Genomic DNA, 15,990 nt, shown 5'->3' on the forward strand with positions numbered 1-15,990 from the left:
TGACGGCGGCCCGGCCCGGGCGGTCGACTCAAACGCTCGCCTGGCTTGGGCTTCGTCCACGATCTCCTGGGGCGCTGTCCTGGCAGGCGTCGCGGCCGCTCTGGTTACGCAACTCACGCTTTCGGTTCTGGGAGTCGGGATCGGGCTTGCCAGTCTCACCTCAGCTTCGACCGGTGGAGCTGATGCCGGTTCGCTGTCACTCGCAGCGGCGATCTGGTGGATCGGTTCTGGGTTGCTGGCATCCTGCGCGGGTGGCTACATCGCGGGCCGCATGTGCAGCAGCGCGATGGCCGCAAAGGCAGGCTATCATGGTCTGATTTCATGGGCCGCTGCGACACTCGTGATGATCTGCCTGCTTAGCTCCGCGATCGGGGGCCTGCTCGGTGGTGTATTTGGCGCAATGAACAATGTGCTCGGCGGTACCGCGCACATGGTCGGTGGTGCCATGCAAACCGCGAGTGCCTCGGTGCCGAATTCAGTTGATAGCTTGTTTCCGGACATCGAGCGACAGATCCGGGCATCGACCGGTGGTCAGGATCCGGCCCAGCTTCGCGACACCGCGGTGAACGCCGTGCGTGCCGCTCTGATCGGTGACAAGGCCCAGCAGGAGCAGGCGGTCGAGCAGGCCGCGCAGGCTCTGGCGCAGGCGCAGGGTATCTCGTCCGACGAGGCCAAGGCGAAGGTGCAGGACTATCAGCGCAAATATGAGCAGTCTGTTGCAGACGCCAAAGCCAAGGCCGCACAAGCAGCCGAAACTGCCGCCCGGGTCGCTTCGCGCGGTGCGCTAGTTGCATTCTTTGCACTTGTGCTCGGCGCACTCGCCGCCGCGCTTGCCGGCCGCTTCGGTGGCGCACGATCGCGAAACGATACCTCTGATGCATGGGCAAAGCGGTGACACCGCTTGCGCACTGCCGCAGCGGACAAACCGACCGTCCGTGGACGATGATCGTTCGCGGCTAATTTGGAGAGAACAGACATTATGGGTATCATCTGGACCATCATCATCGGCTTCATTGCCGGCTTGATCGCCAAATTCATCATGCCGGGTCCCAACGAGCCGAGCGGCTTCATCATGACCACGATCCTCGGCATCGTCGGCGCGGTGGTCGCAAACTATCTGGGTCAGGCGCTCGGCTGGTACGGCCCCGGCCAGGGAGCAGGTCTGATCGGCTCGGTCGTCGGCGCTATCATCGTCCTGTTCTTTTGGGGCATGATCTCGAGCCGCCGCGCCTATTGATCTCGGGTGCGCCCTCAGGTCTCGAGCAATCGACGGCCTGAGGGCGCTCAGCGGCTTGCTGGCCAAGGGTTACCGCACGGCCCAGTCTTATGCCTGCGGCCGCTTTGCGACGGGACGTCTGAAACTAGCCCTTGACGTCAACACGGCGCGCCTTTTGGTGGCAAAAGCCTCGTTCTCGGTTTTGCCATCAATCCAGATTTTGCGCCGACGAGGCATGTCAGTGTTTCTCTCGCCCATCACGGAGTCGCAGCGGCTCGAAGCGCTCGACGGCTACGACATCCTCGACACCTCGCCGGAGGTCGGGTTCGATGATGCCGTCTTGCTGGCTCGCCAGATATGCAACACTCCCATCGCCTTGGTGAGCCTGGTCGCTTCGAAGCGACAATGGTTCAAGGCAGCGGCAGGGCTCGATCTCCGCGAGACGCCAATCGAGCAATCGGTGTGTGCTCATGCGTTGCGGCAGGCGGATACGTTGATCATTCCAGACCTGTCCCTGGATCCTCGCACTCGGACCAATACCTTGGTCACCGGCGCGCCGTTTATTCGCTTCTATGCCGGAGCTCTGCTGAAGACCCGGTCGGGGATCGCGATCGGCACGCTTTGCGTTATCGACACCGTGCCTCGTCCAGGGGGGCTGACGGAGCAGCAGACATTCTCTCTCGAAGCCCTCGCTCGGCAAGTCATGACGCAGCTCGAGTATCGGCGTACGATGATCAAGGCAGAACATGCCGCTCTCGAAGAGCGTGATGCGGCGGCGGCCTCGACTGCGCGTGCGCTGGAGAGCGAACGGTTAGCTGCTCTGTTGAGGGCCAGCGAGACGCGATTGCGCATGGCTCAGGCGGCCGGGCGAATTGGAAGTTTTGAGCTTGATATCGCGACCGACCGGCTCACGGTGACGGATCAGTTTTGCCTTATCTTTGGATTGCCGATCATGCCTACCGTGAATGCGCCGGACATCGAGCGTCTGATCCATCCCGGCGACGAGCATCTGATCTCCGACCGGGGCAGCCGCGAGAGCGGCGAGATGGCGTTGTACACGGAGTATCGCGTCCGCAAGCCTCAGACCGGCGACGTGGCCTGGATATCTCGCAGCGCGATGCTGGTCCGCAACGCGAATGGCGTCACCATCCGCGTGCTCGGAACAGTTTGCGACATCACCGAACGCAAGAACATCGAGGAGCGGCAAAGAATTCTCAACGACGAACTTGGCCATCGCCTCAAGAACACCTTGGCGTTGGTGCAGGCCATCGCGAGACAGACTCTCCGCAACGCATCCGACCACGAAGCAGTTGAAGCTTTCGAACGGCGGATCGATGCGCTTGGACGTGCGCATGACGTCTTGCTCCAGCATAGCTGGTCGGCTGCTGATCTACGCCAACTGGCCGCGAACGTACTGGGCTTGCACGGCGCGGCATCTCGGTTTCACCTCGATGGCCCCCGCTTGCGGCTGACGGCGAAGGCTGCGCTGTCAACGTCTCTCGTGCTCCATGAACTGGCGACCAATGCAATCAAGCATGGTGCCCTCTCGGTCTCTACCGGCTATGTGCGGCTATCATGGGAGATCGAACCGGATTGTCTCATCGTCAAATGGACCGAGCACGACGGACCGCCGGTTGTCGCGCCGACCAAGATCGGACTTGGTTCTCGCCTCATCGACATGGGCATTATCGGCGGAAGCCGCTCAAGAAAGCGCTATGAGCCGTCCGGCCTGGTGGTTGAGTTCCGTGCTCCGCTTGCGGCAATTGACGACGGTTCCTGATGCCGGCGACCGCGCCACGGGGATCAGGTGAGGCCTCGCTCGACCACCGGCGTGGTTGCTCACAAGAGAAACGGTGCGGCCCGCTGCTTCGCACGTGCCGTACGGCGGCCCGACGTCGGATATCGATGCCGACGTCGTTCAGCGCTTGAGAGCATGCTATGAAGAAGAAGCCGCCAGCGCCGGCGGCCTCAAATCAGATCTGGCGTTCGACCATCTTGAACTTGAGTTCGGCGATCGCTTCCGAGGGGTTGAGACCCTTCGGGCACGCCTTGGCGCAGTTCATGATGGTGTGGCAGCGATAGAGACGGAACGGATCCTCGAGATTGTCGAGCCGCTCGCCGGTCGCTTCGTCGCGGGAATCGGTGACCCAGCGCGTCGCCTGCAGCAGCGCGGCGGGGCCGAGGAAGCGTTCGCTGTTCCACCAGTAGCTCGGGCAGGAGGTCGAGCAGCAGGCGCACAGGATGCACTCGTAGAGACCGTCGAGCTTTTCGCGGTCCTCGTGGCTCTGCCTCCACTCCTTCTGCGGCGTCGGCGTCGTGGTCTTTAGCCACGGCTCGATCGAGGCATACTGGGCGTAGAAATTGGTGAGGTCGGGGACCAGGTCCTTGACCACCGGCTGGTGCGGCAGCGGATTGACCTTCACCGCGCCTCCGGCGCCGACATCGTGCATCGACTTGGTGCAGGCCAGCGTGTTCTGGCCGTCGATGTTCATCGCGCAGGAGCCGCAGACGCCTTCACGGCAGGAGCGGCGGAAGGTCAGCGTAGGATCGATGTGGTTCTTGATCCAGATCAGACCGTCCAGCACCATCGGGCCGCAATCATTGGTGTCGACATAATAGGTGTCGACGCTCGGATTCTTGCCGTCGTCCGGGTTCCAGCGATACACCCGGAATTCGCGGGTCTCGGTGGCGCCGGCCGGCTTCGGCCAGGTCTTGCCGCCGGAAATCTTCGAATTCTTCGGAAGTGCGAATTCAACCATGCTTGCTCGCCTTCGTTCTCAGTAGACCCGCGCCTTCGGCGGGATGTACTGCACGTCATTGGTCATCGTGTAGCTGTGCACCGGACGGTACTCGATCGCGGTCTTGCCGGCCGGATCGATCCAGGTCAGCGTGTGCTTCATCCAGTCCTTGTCGTTGCGGTCCGGGAAATCCTCGCGCGCATGCGCGCCACGGCTTTCGGTGCGGTTGGCCGCCGAATCCATCGTCACGACCGCCTGCACGATCAGATTGTCGAATTCCAGCGTTTCGATCAGGTCGGAATTCCACACCAGCGAACGGTCGGAGACCGAGATGTCGCTGACGCCGCCATAGACCTTGTGGATCAGGTTCTGGCCTTCCTGCAGCACGTCGCCGGTGCGGAACACCGCGCAATTGTTCTGCATCACATGCTGCATGCTGTCGCGCAGCTTCGCCGTCGGCGTGCCGCCGGAGGCGTGGCGGAAGTGATCGAGCCGGCCGAGTGCGCGGTCGGCCGAATCCTGCGGCAGCTCCGGCTGCTTGGCGTTCGCAGTCAGCTTGTCGGCGAGCCGCAGGGCGGCGGCGCGGCCGAACACCACGAGGTCGATCAGCGAGTTGGAGCCGAGGCGGTTGGCGCCGTGGACCGAGACGCAGGCCGCTTCGCCGATCGCCATCAGGCCCGGCACCACCGAATTGTCGTCGCCGTTGCGCTTGGTCAGCACCTCGGCGTGATAGTTCGTGGCGATGCCGCCCATGTTGTAGTGCACGGTGGGCACGATCGGGATCGGCTCGCGGGTGACGTCGACATTGGCGAAGATCTTCGCCGATTCCGAGATGCCCGGCAGCCGCTCGTGCAGCACCTTCGGATCGAGGTGGTCGAGGTGCAGGAAGATGTGATCCTTCTTCTTGCCGACGCCGCGGCCTTCGCGGATCTCGATCGTCATCGCGCGCGAGACGACGTCGCGCGAGGCGAGGTCCTTGGCCGACGGCGCGTAGCGCTCCATGAAGCGCTCGCCTTCGGAATTGACGAGATAGCCGCCTTCGCCGCGGGCGCCCTCGGTGACCAGGCAGCCCGAGCCGTAGATGCCGGTCGGATGGAACTGGACGAACTCCATGTCCTGCAACGGCAGGCCGGCGCGAAGCACCATGCCGCCGCCGTCGCCGGTGCAGGTGTGCGCCGAGGTGCAGGAAGCGTAAGCGCGGCCGTAGCCGCCGGTCGCCAGGATCGTGGTCTGGGCGCGGAAGCGATGCAGCGTGCCGTCGTCGAGCTTGAGCGCGATCACGCCGCGACAGACGCCCTGGTCGTCCATGATCAGGTCGATGGCGAAGAATTCGATGAAGAACTCGGCCGCGTGGCGCAGCGACTGGCCGTACATCGTGTGCAGCATGGCGTGGCCGGTGCGGTCGGCGGCGGCGCAGGTGCGCTGCGCCTGGCCCTTGCCGTAATCCATGGTCATGCCGCCGAACGGGCGCTGGTAGATCTTGCCGTCCTCGGTGCGCGAGAACGGAACACCCCAATGCTCGAGCTCATAGACCGCGTCGGGCGCGTTGCGCACCATGTATTCGATGGCGTCCTGGTCGCCGAGCCAGTCCGACCCCTTCACGGTGTCGTACATGTGCCAGCGCCAATCGTCCGGGTGCATGTTGCCGAGCGAGGCCGAGATGCCGCCCTGCGCCGCAACGGTGTGCGAGCGGGTCGGGAACACCTTGGTGATGCAGGCGGTGCGCAGGCCCGCTTCCGAGCAGCCGACCACGGCGCGCAGGCCCGCGCCGCCGGCGCCGACCACGACGACGTCGTAGGTGTGGTCCTGGATCGGATAGGCCTTGCCGTTGGTGGCCGGGCCGCCATTGGTGGCCTTGCCGTTTCCTTCACCGGCCATGGGTCAAACTCCCGACGACAATTTGAGGATTGCGTAGATCGAGGCCAATGCGACCGCGACGCAGAAGAAGTTGTTCGCCATCACGCTGGCGATCTTCAGCTTCTCATTGTGGATGTAGTCTTCGATCACGACCTGCATGCCGATCTTCATGTGCCAGGTGCTGGCGACGATGAAGAGCAGCAGGATGATGGCGATCGGGATCGAGCCGAGGATCTGCGCTGCGCCGGCATGGTTGCGGCCGATCAGCATGATCACCACGACGATCACGGGGACGATCAGCAGCGTCATCGCAACTGCGGTGAGGCGTTGACGCCAGAAATCGGAGGTGCCGGTATGCGCGGAGCCAAGGCCGCGGACGCGTTCCAGCGGCGTGCGCATCGAGGAAGGGCCGCTCATCGTCCACCTCCAACCGCGTAGGCAACGATCCAGACCAGCACGGTCAGCGAGATGCCGGCGACCAGCGCGCCCCAGGTGAGGGCTTCGCGCTCATTGGCCTTGAAGCCGTAGCCGAGGTCCCAGACGAAATGCCGGATGCCGCTGCACAGATGGTGCATCAGCGCCCATGTGTATCCGAACACGATCAGCTTGCCGATCGCGCTGCCGGTGAAGGCCTGAACGTTGGCGTAGGCAGTCGGGCCGGAGGCGGCGGCGATCAGCCACCAGGCGAGCAGCAGGGTGCCGAAATAGAGTGCCACACCTGTGGCACGGTGAACGATGGACAGCGCCATCGTCAGCGTCCACCGGTAGGTCTGCAAATGGGGTGAAAGCGGTCGTTCGATCCTGGCGGTCATCGGCGGGCTTTATGTTGCGAGGGACCGCGGCCGGCCCATCGGGGAACGCGGTAGAGGAGTTCTATTTACGGACTAGGATCACCCCGCGCAACGGCCAATTAGCCTTCGCTCGAACCGAAGTTCATTGTTAGACTTGCCGAATTCTGGTTGATCCGCAGCGTGGTATACTAAATGCAAGGCGAGGTGAACAAAGAAGTGAATCTCTGTTCGAACATCCTAAGGAGCCCGCTCAGCTGACCGTTGACGGGGTCCGGAAGGCGTCGATCCTGCCCCATTGTTCCGCCGGATAATCGACAAATGCCCTGATCTTAGGTGATCGAAGCCATGACGGCTGAGGCATCTGACCCGCCTGTTTCGGCGCCATTCGCGGCCGGATAAGAGGCGCTGCAAGTTTGCGCTGGCGACCGCAGGACTGCATGCGCCGAACCGCCACGTGCACGATGCCAGCGTCATACCGCACCGCACCAATCAGAGCGTCGGGGCCATTCACCCAGAGCCGACCGGATATGCGGAAGTTGCGATTCGCCCTGATGCCGTTCGACAAGGCGCCACCCGAGATTCCGCATGAGCACCCGCGTGGCGGCGCTGATACTCCTGAATCTGAAAAGCGGCTATTGCTCGCGATGGACCGTCGCGAGACGCCGCCGAAGCACCTGCTCCGGCAACACGCAGCCTGATGCGCAAGAAAAAGATGATGGCCGGCCTCGATCCAAGAGAACTACTCGAACTCGCACTGCTGCTGATCGCGGTCGGCGCGTTGTCCGGCTTTCTCGCCGGCCTGTTCGGCATCGGCGGCGGCGCGATCCTGGTGCCGGTGTTCTACGAATGCTTTCGCCTTGCCGGCGTCCCGCTCGAGGTACGGATGCCGCTGTGCATCGGCACCTCACTCGCCATCATCATTCCAACCTCGCTGAGCTCGTTTCGCGCCCATTATCGCCGCGGCGCGGTGGACATGGAGATCCTGAAGCGCTGGTGGCTGCCGATCATGATCGGCGTCGCCGCCGGCAGCGTCACCGCGCGCTTCGCGCCGGAGCGGCTGTTCAAGATCGTGTTCGTGATGGTGGCCTGGTCGGCGGCGGCGCGGCTGCTGTTGGCGCGCGAGACCTGGAAGTTCGGCGACGACGTGCCGAAGGGTTTTCTGATGCGCGTCTATGGTTTCTTCGTCGGCCTGCTGTCGACGCTGATGGGCATCGGCGGCGGCCTGTTCGCCAATCTGCTGATGACGTTCTATGGCCGGCCGATCCACCAGGCGGTCGCGACATCGTCCGCGCTCGCGGTGCTGATCTCGATCCCCGGCGCGCTCGGTTACGTCTATGCCGGCTGGCCCGCCGCCGCGCGCTTTCCCGACGTCGCCGCGCTGCAACTGCCGTTCGCGCTCGGCTACGTCTCGCTGATCGGTGCGCTCTTGGTGATGCCGACCACGCTCGTCACCGCGCCGCTCGGCGTCAAGGTCGCGCACGCGCTGTCGAAGCGCGCGCTCGAGGTGGCGTTCGGGGCCTATCTCTTCATCGTCGGCGGACGGTTCGTGATCAGCCTGCTGGGCGGACACTAACCGCACTCAGTCCTTCAACCGGACCTCGCTATTGCCCCAGTACCGCATATCGCCGATCCCTTCGATACGATCCATATCGGAGAGCACCTTCAAGCGCGCGGCGGTCGCTTCATGACTGATAGCCCAGCCAAGTTCCTTGTAGCGTTCTTCTGCAATGGTCACGAACCACAGGACCTTCCGCCACCGCGGCTTCAAAAGCGACATGATGACTTCGTCAAGCTGATCTTCGGTCACCGAAGACGGAAGATTCACCTCGCTCCATGTTAATTCGCTGCAAAGTATGCTTGGCCTCTGTTCCTCCGTGGGTGGAAGCAAATCCGGATACTGCTCGCAAATCGGAAAGAGAAGCTTGTCCTCAAGGTCCGCAATGATCGCCTGAACCGAATCATCGAATCGAATCCGTTCCTGCTTGCCAAGCCCTGCGATGTTCCTTTCAGCCTCGTACATTGCGTCCAAAGCATCGAAGATCTGCAGACAGATCTTCTCGGCATATTCGCGGTTCATCCTTCCCTCGCGAAATTCCGCTTTCCTCAGGCCTTCGAATAGATATCCTTATACGTGTCCCGCAGAATATTCTTCTGCACCTTGCCCATCGCGTTGCGCGGCAATTCGTCGACCACGAAGACGCGCTTGGGCATCTTGAATTTGGCGATCCGGCCGTCGAGCGCCTTCAGCACCGAGGCCTCGCTGACATCGGCGCCCTTGCTGCACACCAGGACGGCGGTGACGCCTTCGCCGAAATCGGCATGCGGCACGCCGATCACGGCCGACTCGATCACGCCCGGCATGGCGTCGATCTCGCTCTCGATCTCCTTCGGGTAGGCGTTGAAGCCGCCGGAGATCACGAGATCCTTGCCGCGGCCGAGGATGTGGACATAGCCCTTGTCGTCGATCTTGCCGAGGTCGCCGGTGATGAAGAAGCCGTCGGCGCGGAATTCGGCCTTGGTCTTCTCCGGCATCCGCCAGTAGCCTTGGAACACGTTCGGGCCCTTGACCTCGATCATGCCGATGGTCTCCCGCGGAAGCTCCGTGCCGGTCTCGGGATCGGTGACCCGCACCGTCACGCCGGGCAGCGCGAACCCGACCGCGCCGGGCACGCGGTCGCCGTCATAGGGGTTGCTGGTGTTCATGTTGGTCTCGGTCATGCCGTAGCGTTCCAGCACGGCGTGGCCAGTGCGGGCGGACCACTCGCGATGGGTGTCGGCGAGCAGCGGCGCGGAGCCCGAGATGAACAGTCGCATGTGCCTGGTGACGTCCTTGTTCAGGCCGGGGTTCTGCAGCAGGCGGGTGTAGAAGGTCGGCACGCCCATCATCACGGTGGCGCGGGCCATCAGCTTGAGGATCGCATCCGGATCGAACTTCGGCAGGAAGATCATCGAGGCGCGTGCGAACAGCGTCACGTTGCTCGCCACGAACAGGCCGTGGGTGTGATAGATCGGCAGCGCGTGGATCAGCACGTCCTTGTCGGTGAAGCGCCAGTAGTCGACCAGCGAATAGGAGTTCGAGGCGAGATTGTCGTGCGACAGCATCGCGCCCTTGGAGCGGCCGGTGGTGCCGGAGGTGTAGAGGATCGCCGCGAGGTCGTTGTTTTCGCGCGGCACCGTGGCGAAGTCCTTCGGCGCCTTGTCGGCGGCCTCGGTCAGCGAGCCCTTGCCGGTTGGATCGAGCGTTTCGACCTTCGCGCCGACCTTGGCGGCGATCGCCTTGATGCCCTCGAGCTTGGCGGGATCGCAGACCACCAGCGCCGGCTCGGCGTCAGAGATGAAGTATTCGAGCTCGTTCAGCGTATAGGCGGTATTGAGCGGCAGATAGACGCCGCCGGCGCGCACCGTGGCGAGATACAGCACCAGCGCCGAAACCGACTTCTCGGTCTGTGCCGCGACCCGGTCGCCCGGCTTGACGCCGCGCTCGACCAGCACGTTCGCCATCTGGCCCGCGCGCGCGATCAGATCGCCATAGGTGATGCGGCTGCCGTCGAGCTGCTCGATCGCGAGCCGGTTGGGATCGTCGAGGCCGTCGAACAGGCGGGAAAACAGATTGGCGTTGGTGGTCGTGTTCATGCAACATCCCCTGAGGGGCGAAAGCGCCGGTAAAACTCCGGCTGGATTAGCAAAAACGCCCTTCGGAAAGCAACGGAGACAGTTTGCATGACAAATCATGGGAAACGCGTGGCCTGGGTCACCGGCGGTGGAACGGGAATCGGTGAATCCGGGGCGGAATTCCTGGCGGCGGACGGCTGGACGGTGGTGATTTCAGGCCGCCGCAAGGAAGAGCTGGACCGCGTGGTGGCCAACATCACGAAAAAGGGCGGCAAGGCCGAGGCGATCCCGCTCGACGTCAGCAACAAGGCCGACGTCAACAAGGCTGCCGAGACGATCATCGCCAAACACGGCCGCATCGACCTGCTGGTCAACAGCGCCGGCATCAACGTGCCGAAGCGCAGCTGGGCCGACATGGAGCTGGAAGGCTGGGACAAGCTGGTCGAGGTCAACCTCAACGGCGTGCTCTATTGCATGCGGGCGGTACTGCCGACGATGCGCAAGCAGCAGGACGGCTGCATCATCAACGTCGCCTCCTGGGCCGGCCGCCACGTCTCGAAGATGCCGGGCCCGGCCTACACCACGACCAAGCACGCGGTGCTGGCGCTGACCCATTCCTTCAACATGGACGAATGCGTCAACGGCCTGCGCGCCTGCTGCCTGTCGCCGGGCGAGGTCGCAACCCCGATCCTGAAGCAGCGGCCGGTGGTGCCGAGCGAGGCCGAGCAGGCCAAGATGCTGCAGCCCGAGGATTGCGGCCGCACCATCGCCTTCGTCGCCAGCATGCCGGCGCGGGTCTGCATGAACGAGATCCTGATCAGCCCGACGCACAACCGCGGATTCATTCAAACGCCGGCGAACAGGGATTAAGCGCGGTCCGTCCTCTCCGTCCTCCTGAAAGGGGGGGCGGGCGAGGGGGCACTTGCACGATTTCGGAATATTGGAAATGTATCCCTGATTTGCCCGACGTGTCAAGCTGCCGTCGGACGGCGGCCCGCCGTCGGCTGCTTTGCATGGGGTTGTTTTTCGATATTTTGGCCCCGCGCATCCGCGCTACGGATCAGTAGCGGATCACTCGCTGATTTCGTTCAGCTCCTTGCCGGTATGCTCCGGCACGAACAGGAACACACCGATCGCCATCGCGAGCATCAGCACGGGGATGCAGAGGAACGCCAGCGCGAACGAACCGGTGTGCTGCTGCAGCGCGATCGAGACGAAGGGAAACAGCACGAAGCCGACCAGATAGGCGATCGCCCAGACCACGCCGTTGGCGGCGCCGCGGATCCGGGTCGGGAAGATCTCCGCCGTCAGGGTCGTGCTCGGTCCCCAGAAGCCGAGGAAGCCGAGACACCAGAGCAGGCCGAACGCCCATAGCAGCACGCGGTCCTCGGAATAGACCCAGAGCGTCATGAAGATCGCGCCCTCGATCAGGGTCACGATGAAGGTGCGGCGGCGGCCGATCTTGTCGATCAGCCAGCCGACCAGGCAGAGGCCGAGAAAGCCGCACAGGCCGTAGAACACATAGAAGAGGCTGTATTCGGTGGTCGACCAGTGCTTCTCGGTCGACAGGTACAGCGGCATCCAGGCGCCGACGGTGCCGTAGATGCAGGTCGAGGCGCAGGCAACGAACAGTGCGACCAATGTCGAAGGCAGCACGTCGGGCATGAACACCTGGCTGATGCCGACCGACTTGGCCTTTGTGAACCAGTTGCGGTCGTCGTCGCTGACCGTGCCGCCGCGTGCCAGCGTCTCCGAGATACGCCGCTTGCGGTCTTGCGAGCGCACCCAATAGGGCGATTCCGGACAGGTCGAGCGGATGTAGATCGCCAGCAGCGCGATCACGCCGGGCACCATCACGGCGATGCGCCAACCGAAATTGGCGGCGACGAGACCGGTGATCGCGCCGGCGAGCGTGGCGCCGATGCACCAGGCCGAGCGGGTGATGCTGATGACGCGGCCGCGCAGCCGCGCCGGCCAGGTTTCCGCCACCAGCATCGAGCCGAGCGACCATTCGCCGTTGAGCGCGAAGAACAGCAGCGAGCGCGCGATCACGAACACTGCGAATGTCGGCGACAGCGCCGCAACCGGCATCAGCAGCGAGAACAGCGCGATGTTGACCGCGAGCAGTGTGCGGCGGCCGTAGCGGTCGGCGAGCCACGGCCAGAAATAGAGCCCGGCGATGCCGACGAACAGCGCGATCTGCATGCCGGAGCGATACTCCGGCAGGGTGAGCTGGAATTCCTTGATCACCATCGGCGAGATCAGCGCGAAGATCACGCCGTCCATGCCGTCGAAGCCCCAGCCGAGCGCGTTGGCGGTGGCGATGTGCCAATGGGTCTTCGTCAGCTCGGTGCTGCCGGCGACGGCGCGGTAGTTGGCGTATTGCAGGTGTTTCTGTTCGAGCGGACCGACATCGGTATCCGCATCGCTCACCGTAGGCGCGGCGTGTCCGTCAGCCGTGATGCTGCTCATGCTGCCTCCCCCGACTGCTCTCTGCGAAGCTGTGCCGCAATCTCAGGCTGAACCAATCGAGCGGTGGCGGCAAGCAAATTGCTCGCGGCATCGCACCCGACCATTCCGCTGAATGGAATGCGCGACGCAGCGCGCGGCGTGGCGCCTACGAAGCGCGAGCCAGCCGGTTTCAGGAATCACAAAGAATTATGTTCGGAAACCGCCCCGAAAACCTCCCGTAGCTCAGGCCAACGACGACGCTTTCATCAACCCATTCGCGCCGTTGTTGCCCCTTCATCGCCGGTGCCGATGCGCCGGCAGGATTACCCACCGGGAGACGAACCATGTCGAAGCGTATTGCCTATCTCGCTGCCGCCGCCTTCAGCGCCCTCACGATCGCCGCTACCGTCGTGGCGCCGGTCCGCGCCGAGGAGAAGACCGTGATGGTCGGCGGCGCCGCGATGTTCCCGTCGAAGAACATCGTCCAGAACGCGGTCAATTCGAAAGACCACACCACCCTGGTTGCCGCGGTGAAGGCCGCCGGCCTGGTCAGCACGCTGGAAGGCAAGGGCCCGTTCACGGTGTTCGCGCCGACCAACGCGGCGTTCGAGAAGCTGCCGGCCGGAACCGTCGACAATCTGGTCAAGCCCGAGAACAAGGCGACGCTGACCAAGATCCTCACCTACCATGTGGTGCCCGGCAAGCTCGAGGCCTCCGACCTCACCGACGGCAAGAAGCTGAAGACGGCCGAAGGCGAGGAACTGACCGTCAAGAAGCAGGATGGCAAGGTCTTGATCGTCGATGCGAAGGGCGGCACCTCGATTGTGACGATCCCCAACGTCAACCAGTCGAACGGTGTCATCCATGTGGTCGACACCGTGCTGATGCCGGCGACCTGACACCCGGCGGGTCGGCTTAGTCCCTGAACGCCTTGCGACATGCGAGCCGGAGCCTCGCCCCGGCTCGCATTTTTGTGACCAGACGGGAAGCTGTATATCGAACTGATGAGGCGCGACCCCGTAACGGAACGCAGGTTCCCGGCGTATAAGCCGGTAACGACCACCAGCAGAGACATTCCATGACGAGCCTCGCCGTCAGCGACCACCAGGCAGAAACCGCAACGCCGGCGAAGGTGATCCAGCCGGTCTGGGTGCGGATCGTGCACTGGGTCAACGCCGTCGCGATGATCCTGATGATCATGTCGGGCTGGCAGATCTACAACGCCTCGCCGCTGTTCAGTTTCACGTTCTCCCACAGCATCACGCTCGGCGGCTGGCTCGGCGGCGCGCTGCTCTGGCACTTCGCCGCGATGTGGCTGTTGATGGTCAATGGCCTGACCTATCTGGCGCTGGGTTTTGCGACCGGCCGCTTCCGCAAGAAGCTGCTGCCGATCACTCCCGGTGGCGTGATTGCCGACACCAAGGCGGCGCTGACCTTCAAGCTGTCGCATGACGATCTCAGCAAGTACAATTCGGTGCAGAAGCTGCTCTATGCCGGCATCATCACCATCGGCGTCGTCATCGTGCTGTCCGGCCTGTCGATGTGGAAGCCGGTGCAATTGCACTGGCTGGTGTCGCTGTTCGGCGGCTACGACATCGCCCGCTATGTCCACTTCACCTGCATGGCGCTGATCGTCGCCTTCCTGGTGATCCATGTCGCGCTCGCGCTGCTGGTGCCGAAGAGCCTGCGCGCTATGATCATCGGACGCTGAGGGAGGATAAAATGGGCCGTCTCCGTAATCTCCTGATCCCCGGTGTCGACAAGAAGCTGCTGGTCCGCGACGCGGTGAAGACGATGCCGGAACTGACGCGCCGCCGCTTCATCACGGCGGGCACCAGCCTCGGTGCGCTGACGCTGCTGACCGGCTGCGACGTGGTCGATTCCTCGTCGGCCGAGGAATTGCTGAAGAGGGTCTCGAAGTTCAACGACGCGGTGCAGGCCTGGATGTTCAATCCGGATGCGCTGGCGCCGACCTTCCCCGAGAGCATGATCACCAAACCGTTCCCGTTCAACGCGTATTACGACCTTGACGATGCGCCTGTCGTCGCGGCGGCGGACTGGAAGCTCGAGGTGCGCGGGCTGGTCGACAACAAGAAGTCGTGGACGCTCGACGAACTGTACAAGCTGCCGCAGGTCAAGCAGGTGACGCGCCACATCTGCGTCGAGGGCTGGAGCGCGATCGGCAGCTGGACCGGAACACCGCTCCGCGACTTCCTCAAGCTCGTCGGCGCCGACACGCGGGCGAAGTATGTCTGGTTCCAGTGCGCTGACAAGGACGGCTACAATTCACCCTTGGACATGCGCACAGCGCTGCATCCGCAGACCCAGATGACGTTCAAATTCGCCGACCAGATCCTGCCGCGCGCCTACGGTTTTCCGATGAAGATCAGGGTGCCGACCAAGCTCGGCTTCAAGAACCCGAAATACGTGCTCTCGATGGAAGTCACCAACGACTACAAGGGCGGCTACTGGGAAGATCAGGGCTACAATTCGTTCAGCGGAAGCTGACTGCCGCGTGCGCCGGCACGGCGCATCGTCTGCTACTTGACCGCCGTGGCCTTTGGTGACGGGAGCATGCGCTTGTTCAAGCGCCAGCCTGCATCGGTCAGCTGCAGGTCCGCATCGCGCGTCGTCAACCCGCCGGACTGGTCTTCCCCGTGCAACGTCACGCGAAGCTTGATGCGGGCGTCGCCATCCCAGGCGACGAACTTCCACTGTTCATAGTCCTTGGCCTTGTAGCTCCATTCCAGGCGAAGCGCGCCATTCTCAATCCGGTAGACCGCGATATCTCGATCCGTACTCCAGGCTTCGCTGCTGAATGCGACGACCAGACGTTCGCCATTCGGCGAAAGATGCGGCGAGTCATCCATATTCGTGGCTGCGCCCGTCGTCCCGTTTACGACGAGAACCGAATTTGCCTCGTAGAGGCGGGCGGTCAGGACGAACAAGTGCAATCCGGGGTAGTATGCTTCGAGTCGATAGTCGACGCATTTTTCCGCATTGCCTTCCTCGCAGGCACGATTGTTGCTCAAGAGTGATTTGGTCTTTCCATTCTGGAGCGAGATGCGCAGTGCATCGCCGCTGCGTACGGCGATGCCCTTCATCCGGGAAAGGCACTTCGCCTCGAGTGCTGCGACGTCAGGGCGTCGTGTCGAGATGTCGGCCTTGCAATGAATCGCGTCGATTTGCGCGGGTGATTGGGCGCACGCGGGCGCGCCGCCGCAGAGCGAGAGAAAGAAAATCAAGGCCGGGATGCGCATGTCGGACCTTCAAAATGAGGAAATTCAACGGCTGTACTGCGCGCAGCGTTGATCCGCTCTTGAGG

16 protein-coding genes are annotated in these 15,990 nt (G+C 63.2%); 8 read left to right on the top strand and 8 right to left on the bottom strand.

Features of this window, described 5'->3' with window-relative positions:
* Positions 1–400 precede the first annotated feature (400 nt).
* From ACTUWL_RS16955 to ACTUWL_RS16965, 3 genes are all read left to right on the top strand, one after another.
* Positions 401–895 carry a hypothetical protein gene (locus ACTUWL_RS16955; RefSeq protein WP_203368942.1) on the top strand — a complete coding sequence of 165 codons (495 nt, stop codon included), beginning with the start codon at positions 401–403 and terminating at the stop codon, positions 893–895.
* Between the two features lie 84 nt (positions 896–979).
* The gene (locus ACTUWL_RS16960) at positions 980–1,237 is read left to right on the top strand and encodes a GlsB/YeaQ/YmgE family stress response membrane protein (RefSeq protein ID WP_021078863.1); all 258 of its coding nucleotides are present in this window, start codon (positions 980–982) and stop codon (positions 1,235–1,237) included.
* Positions 1,238–1,292: 55 nt separating this feature from the next.
* Positions 1,293–2,996: a sensor histidine kinase gene (locus tag ACTUWL_RS16965; RefSeq protein WP_146160374.1), complete on the top strand. Its 1,704-nt coding sequence runs from the start codon at positions 1,293–1,295 to the stop codon at positions 2,994–2,996.
* A gap of 193 nt (positions 2,997–3,189) precedes the next feature.
* Here the strand turns inward: ACTUWL_RS16965 and ACTUWL_RS16970 are convergent, their stop codons facing one another.
* The 4 genes from ACTUWL_RS16970 to sdhC are packed head-to-tail and all read right to left on the bottom strand — an operon-like array spanning position 3,190 to position 6,623.
* Positions 3,190–3,975 carry a succinate dehydrogenase iron-sulfur subunit gene (locus ACTUWL_RS16970; RefSeq protein WP_021078861.1) on the bottom strand — a complete coding sequence of 262 codons (786 nt, stop codon included), beginning with the start codon at positions 3,973–3,975 and terminating at the stop codon, positions 3,190–3,192.
* Between the two features lie 18 nt (positions 3,976–3,993).
* Positions 3,994–5,832, bottom strand: a complete 1,839-nt coding sequence (sdhA, locus tag ACTUWL_RS16975; protein WP_021078860.1) for a succinate dehydrogenase flavoprotein subunit — start codon at positions 5,830–5,832, stop codon at positions 3,994–3,996.
* A gap of 3 nt (positions 5,833–5,835) precedes the next feature.
* Positions 5,836–6,210: a succinate dehydrogenase, hydrophobic membrane anchor protein gene (sdhD, locus tag ACTUWL_RS16980; RefSeq protein ID WP_094194339.1), complete on the bottom strand. Its 375-nt coding sequence runs from the start codon at positions 6,208–6,210 to the stop codon at positions 5,836–5,838.
* A 14-nt stretch (positions 6,211–6,224) separates the two neighbouring features.
* Entirely contained in the window at positions 6,225–6,623 is a 399-nt protein-coding gene (sdhC, locus tag ACTUWL_RS16985; RefSeq protein ID WP_035651297.1) for a succinate dehydrogenase, cytochrome b556 subunit, read from the bottom strand.
* Between the two features lie 691 nt (positions 6,624–7,314).
* Here sdhC and ACTUWL_RS16990 point away from each other — a divergent pair.
* A complete protein-coding gene (locus tag ACTUWL_RS16990; RefSeq protein ID WP_035651319.1) occupies positions 7,315–8,175 on the top strand; it encodes a sulfite exporter TauE/SafE family protein in 861 nt (286 codons plus the stop codon).
* A gap of 6 nt (positions 8,176–8,181) precedes the next feature.
* Here the strand turns inward: ACTUWL_RS16990 and ACTUWL_RS16995 are convergent, their stop codons facing one another.
* Together ACTUWL_RS16995 and ACTUWL_RS17000 are read right to left on the bottom strand one after the other, a co-directional pair.
* Positions 8,182–8,679, bottom strand: coding sequence for a hypothetical protein (locus tag ACTUWL_RS16995; RefSeq protein WP_021078856.1), 498 nt, complete (start codon positions 8,677–8,679; stop codon positions 8,182–8,184).
* A 26-nt stretch (positions 8,680–8,705) separates the two neighbouring features.
* On the bottom strand, positions 8,706–10,235 hold the full coding sequence (locus tag ACTUWL_RS17000; RefSeq protein ID WP_021078855.1) for a malonate--CoA ligase: 1,530 nt from the start codon (positions 10,233–10,235) through the stop codon (positions 8,706–8,708).
* Between the two features lie 87 nt (positions 10,236–10,322).
* Between ACTUWL_RS17000 and ACTUWL_RS17005 the strand changes: the two genes are divergently transcribed.
* On the top strand, positions 10,323–11,084 hold the full coding sequence (locus ACTUWL_RS17005) for an SDR family oxidoreductase (protein WP_021078854.1): 762 nt from the start codon (positions 10,323–10,325) through the stop codon (positions 11,082–11,084).
* Between the two features lie 201 nt (positions 11,085–11,285).
* Here the strand turns inward: ACTUWL_RS17005 and ACTUWL_RS17010 are convergent, their stop codons facing one another.
* On the bottom strand, positions 11,286–12,686 hold the full coding sequence (locus tag ACTUWL_RS17010; RefSeq protein WP_021078853.1) for an MFS transporter: 1,401 nt from the start codon (positions 12,684–12,686) through the stop codon (positions 11,286–11,288).
* A gap of 323 nt (positions 12,687–13,009) precedes the next feature.
* On the opposite strand from ACTUWL_RS17010, the gene ACTUWL_RS17015 reads away from it, so the two are divergent.
* From ACTUWL_RS17015 to ACTUWL_RS17025, 3 genes are all read left to right on the top strand, one after another.
* Complete coding sequence (locus tag ACTUWL_RS17015) at positions 13,010–13,564, top strand: fasciclin domain-containing protein (RefSeq protein ID WP_021078852.1); 555 nt, start codon at positions 13,010–13,012, stop codon at positions 13,562–13,564.
* Positions 13,565–13,743: 179 nt separating this feature from the next.
* A complete protein-coding gene (locus ACTUWL_RS17020) occupies positions 13,744–14,376 on the top strand; it encodes a cytochrome b/b6 domain-containing protein (protein WP_021078851.1) in 633 nt (210 codons plus the stop codon).
* Positions 14,377–14,387: 11 nt separating this feature from the next.
* A complete protein-coding gene (locus ACTUWL_RS17025) occupies positions 14,388–15,173 on the top strand; it encodes a molybdopterin-binding protein (protein ID WP_021078850.1) in 786 nt (261 codons plus the stop codon).
* A gap of 32 nt (positions 15,174–15,205) precedes the next feature.
* Here ACTUWL_RS17025 and ACTUWL_RS17030 read toward each other — a convergent pair whose 3' ends face one another.
* Positions 15,206–15,925, bottom strand: a complete 720-nt coding sequence (locus ACTUWL_RS17030; protein ID WP_021078849.1) for a hypothetical protein — start codon at positions 15,923–15,925, stop codon at positions 15,206–15,208.
* Positions 15,926–15,990: the final 65 nt, after the last annotated feature.

This window comes from Bradyrhizobium sp. WCU1, from assembly GCF_053474805.1.

Excerpts from the sequence above, each read along its gene's own strand:
- sdhD (WP_094194339.1), bottom strand. The coding sequence starts at position 6,210 with ATGCGCACGCCGCTGGAACGCGTCCGCGGCCTTGGCTCCGCGCATACC.
- sdhA (WP_021078860.1), bottom strand. The coding sequence starts at position 5,832 with ATGGCCGGTGAAGGAAACGGCAAGGCCACCAATGGCGGCCCGGCCACC.
- ACTUWL_RS16960 (WP_021078863.1), top strand. The coding sequence starts at position 980 with ATGGGTATCATCTGGACCATCATCATCGGCTTCATTGCCGGCTTGATC.
- ACTUWL_RS17030 (WP_021078849.1), bottom strand. The coding sequence starts at position 15,925 with ATGCGCATCCCGGCCTTGATTTTCTTTCTCTCGCTCTGCGGCGGCGCG.
- ACTUWL_RS16990 (WP_035651319.1), top strand. The coding sequence starts at position 7,315 with ATGATGGCCGGCCTCGATCCAAGAGAACTACTCGAACTCGCACTGCTG.
- ACTUWL_RS17020 (WP_021078851.1), top strand. The coding sequence starts at position 13,744 with ATGACGAGCCTCGCCGTCAGCGACCACCAGGCAGAAACCGCAACGCCG.
- ACTUWL_RS17015 (WP_021078852.1), top strand. The coding sequence starts at position 13,010 with ATGTCGAAGCGTATTGCCTATCTCGCTGCCGCCGCCTTCAGCGCCCTC.
- ACTUWL_RS17010 (WP_021078853.1), bottom strand. The coding sequence starts at position 12,686 with ATGAGCAGCATCACGGCTGACGGACACGCCGCGCCTACGGTGAGCGAT.
- ACTUWL_RS16995 (WP_021078856.1), bottom strand. The coding sequence starts at position 8,679 with ATGAACCGCGAATATGCCGAGAAGATCTGTCTGCAGATCTTCGATGCT.
- ACTUWL_RS16955 (WP_203368942.1), top strand. The coding sequence starts at position 401 with ATGAACAATGTGCTCGGCGGTACCGCGCACATGGTCGGTGGTGCCATG.
- ACTUWL_RS16970 (WP_021078861.1), bottom strand. The coding sequence starts at position 3,975 with ATGGTTGAATTCGCACTTCCGAAGAATTCGAAGATTTCCGGCGGCAAG.
- ACTUWL_RS17000 (WP_021078855.1), bottom strand. The coding sequence starts at position 10,235 with ATGAACACGACCACCAACGCCAATCTGTTTTCCCGCCTGTTCGACGGC.
- ACTUWL_RS17025 (WP_021078850.1), top strand. The coding sequence starts at position 14,388 with ATGGGCCGTCTCCGTAATCTCCTGATCCCCGGTGTCGACAAGAAGCTG.
- sdhC (WP_035651297.1), bottom strand. The coding sequence starts at position 6,623 with ATGACCGCCAGGATCGAACGACCGCTTTCACCCCATTTGCAGACCTAC.
- ACTUWL_RS17005 (WP_021078854.1), top strand. The coding sequence starts at position 10,323 with ATGACAAATCATGGGAAACGCGTGGCCTGGGTCACCGGCGGTGGAACG.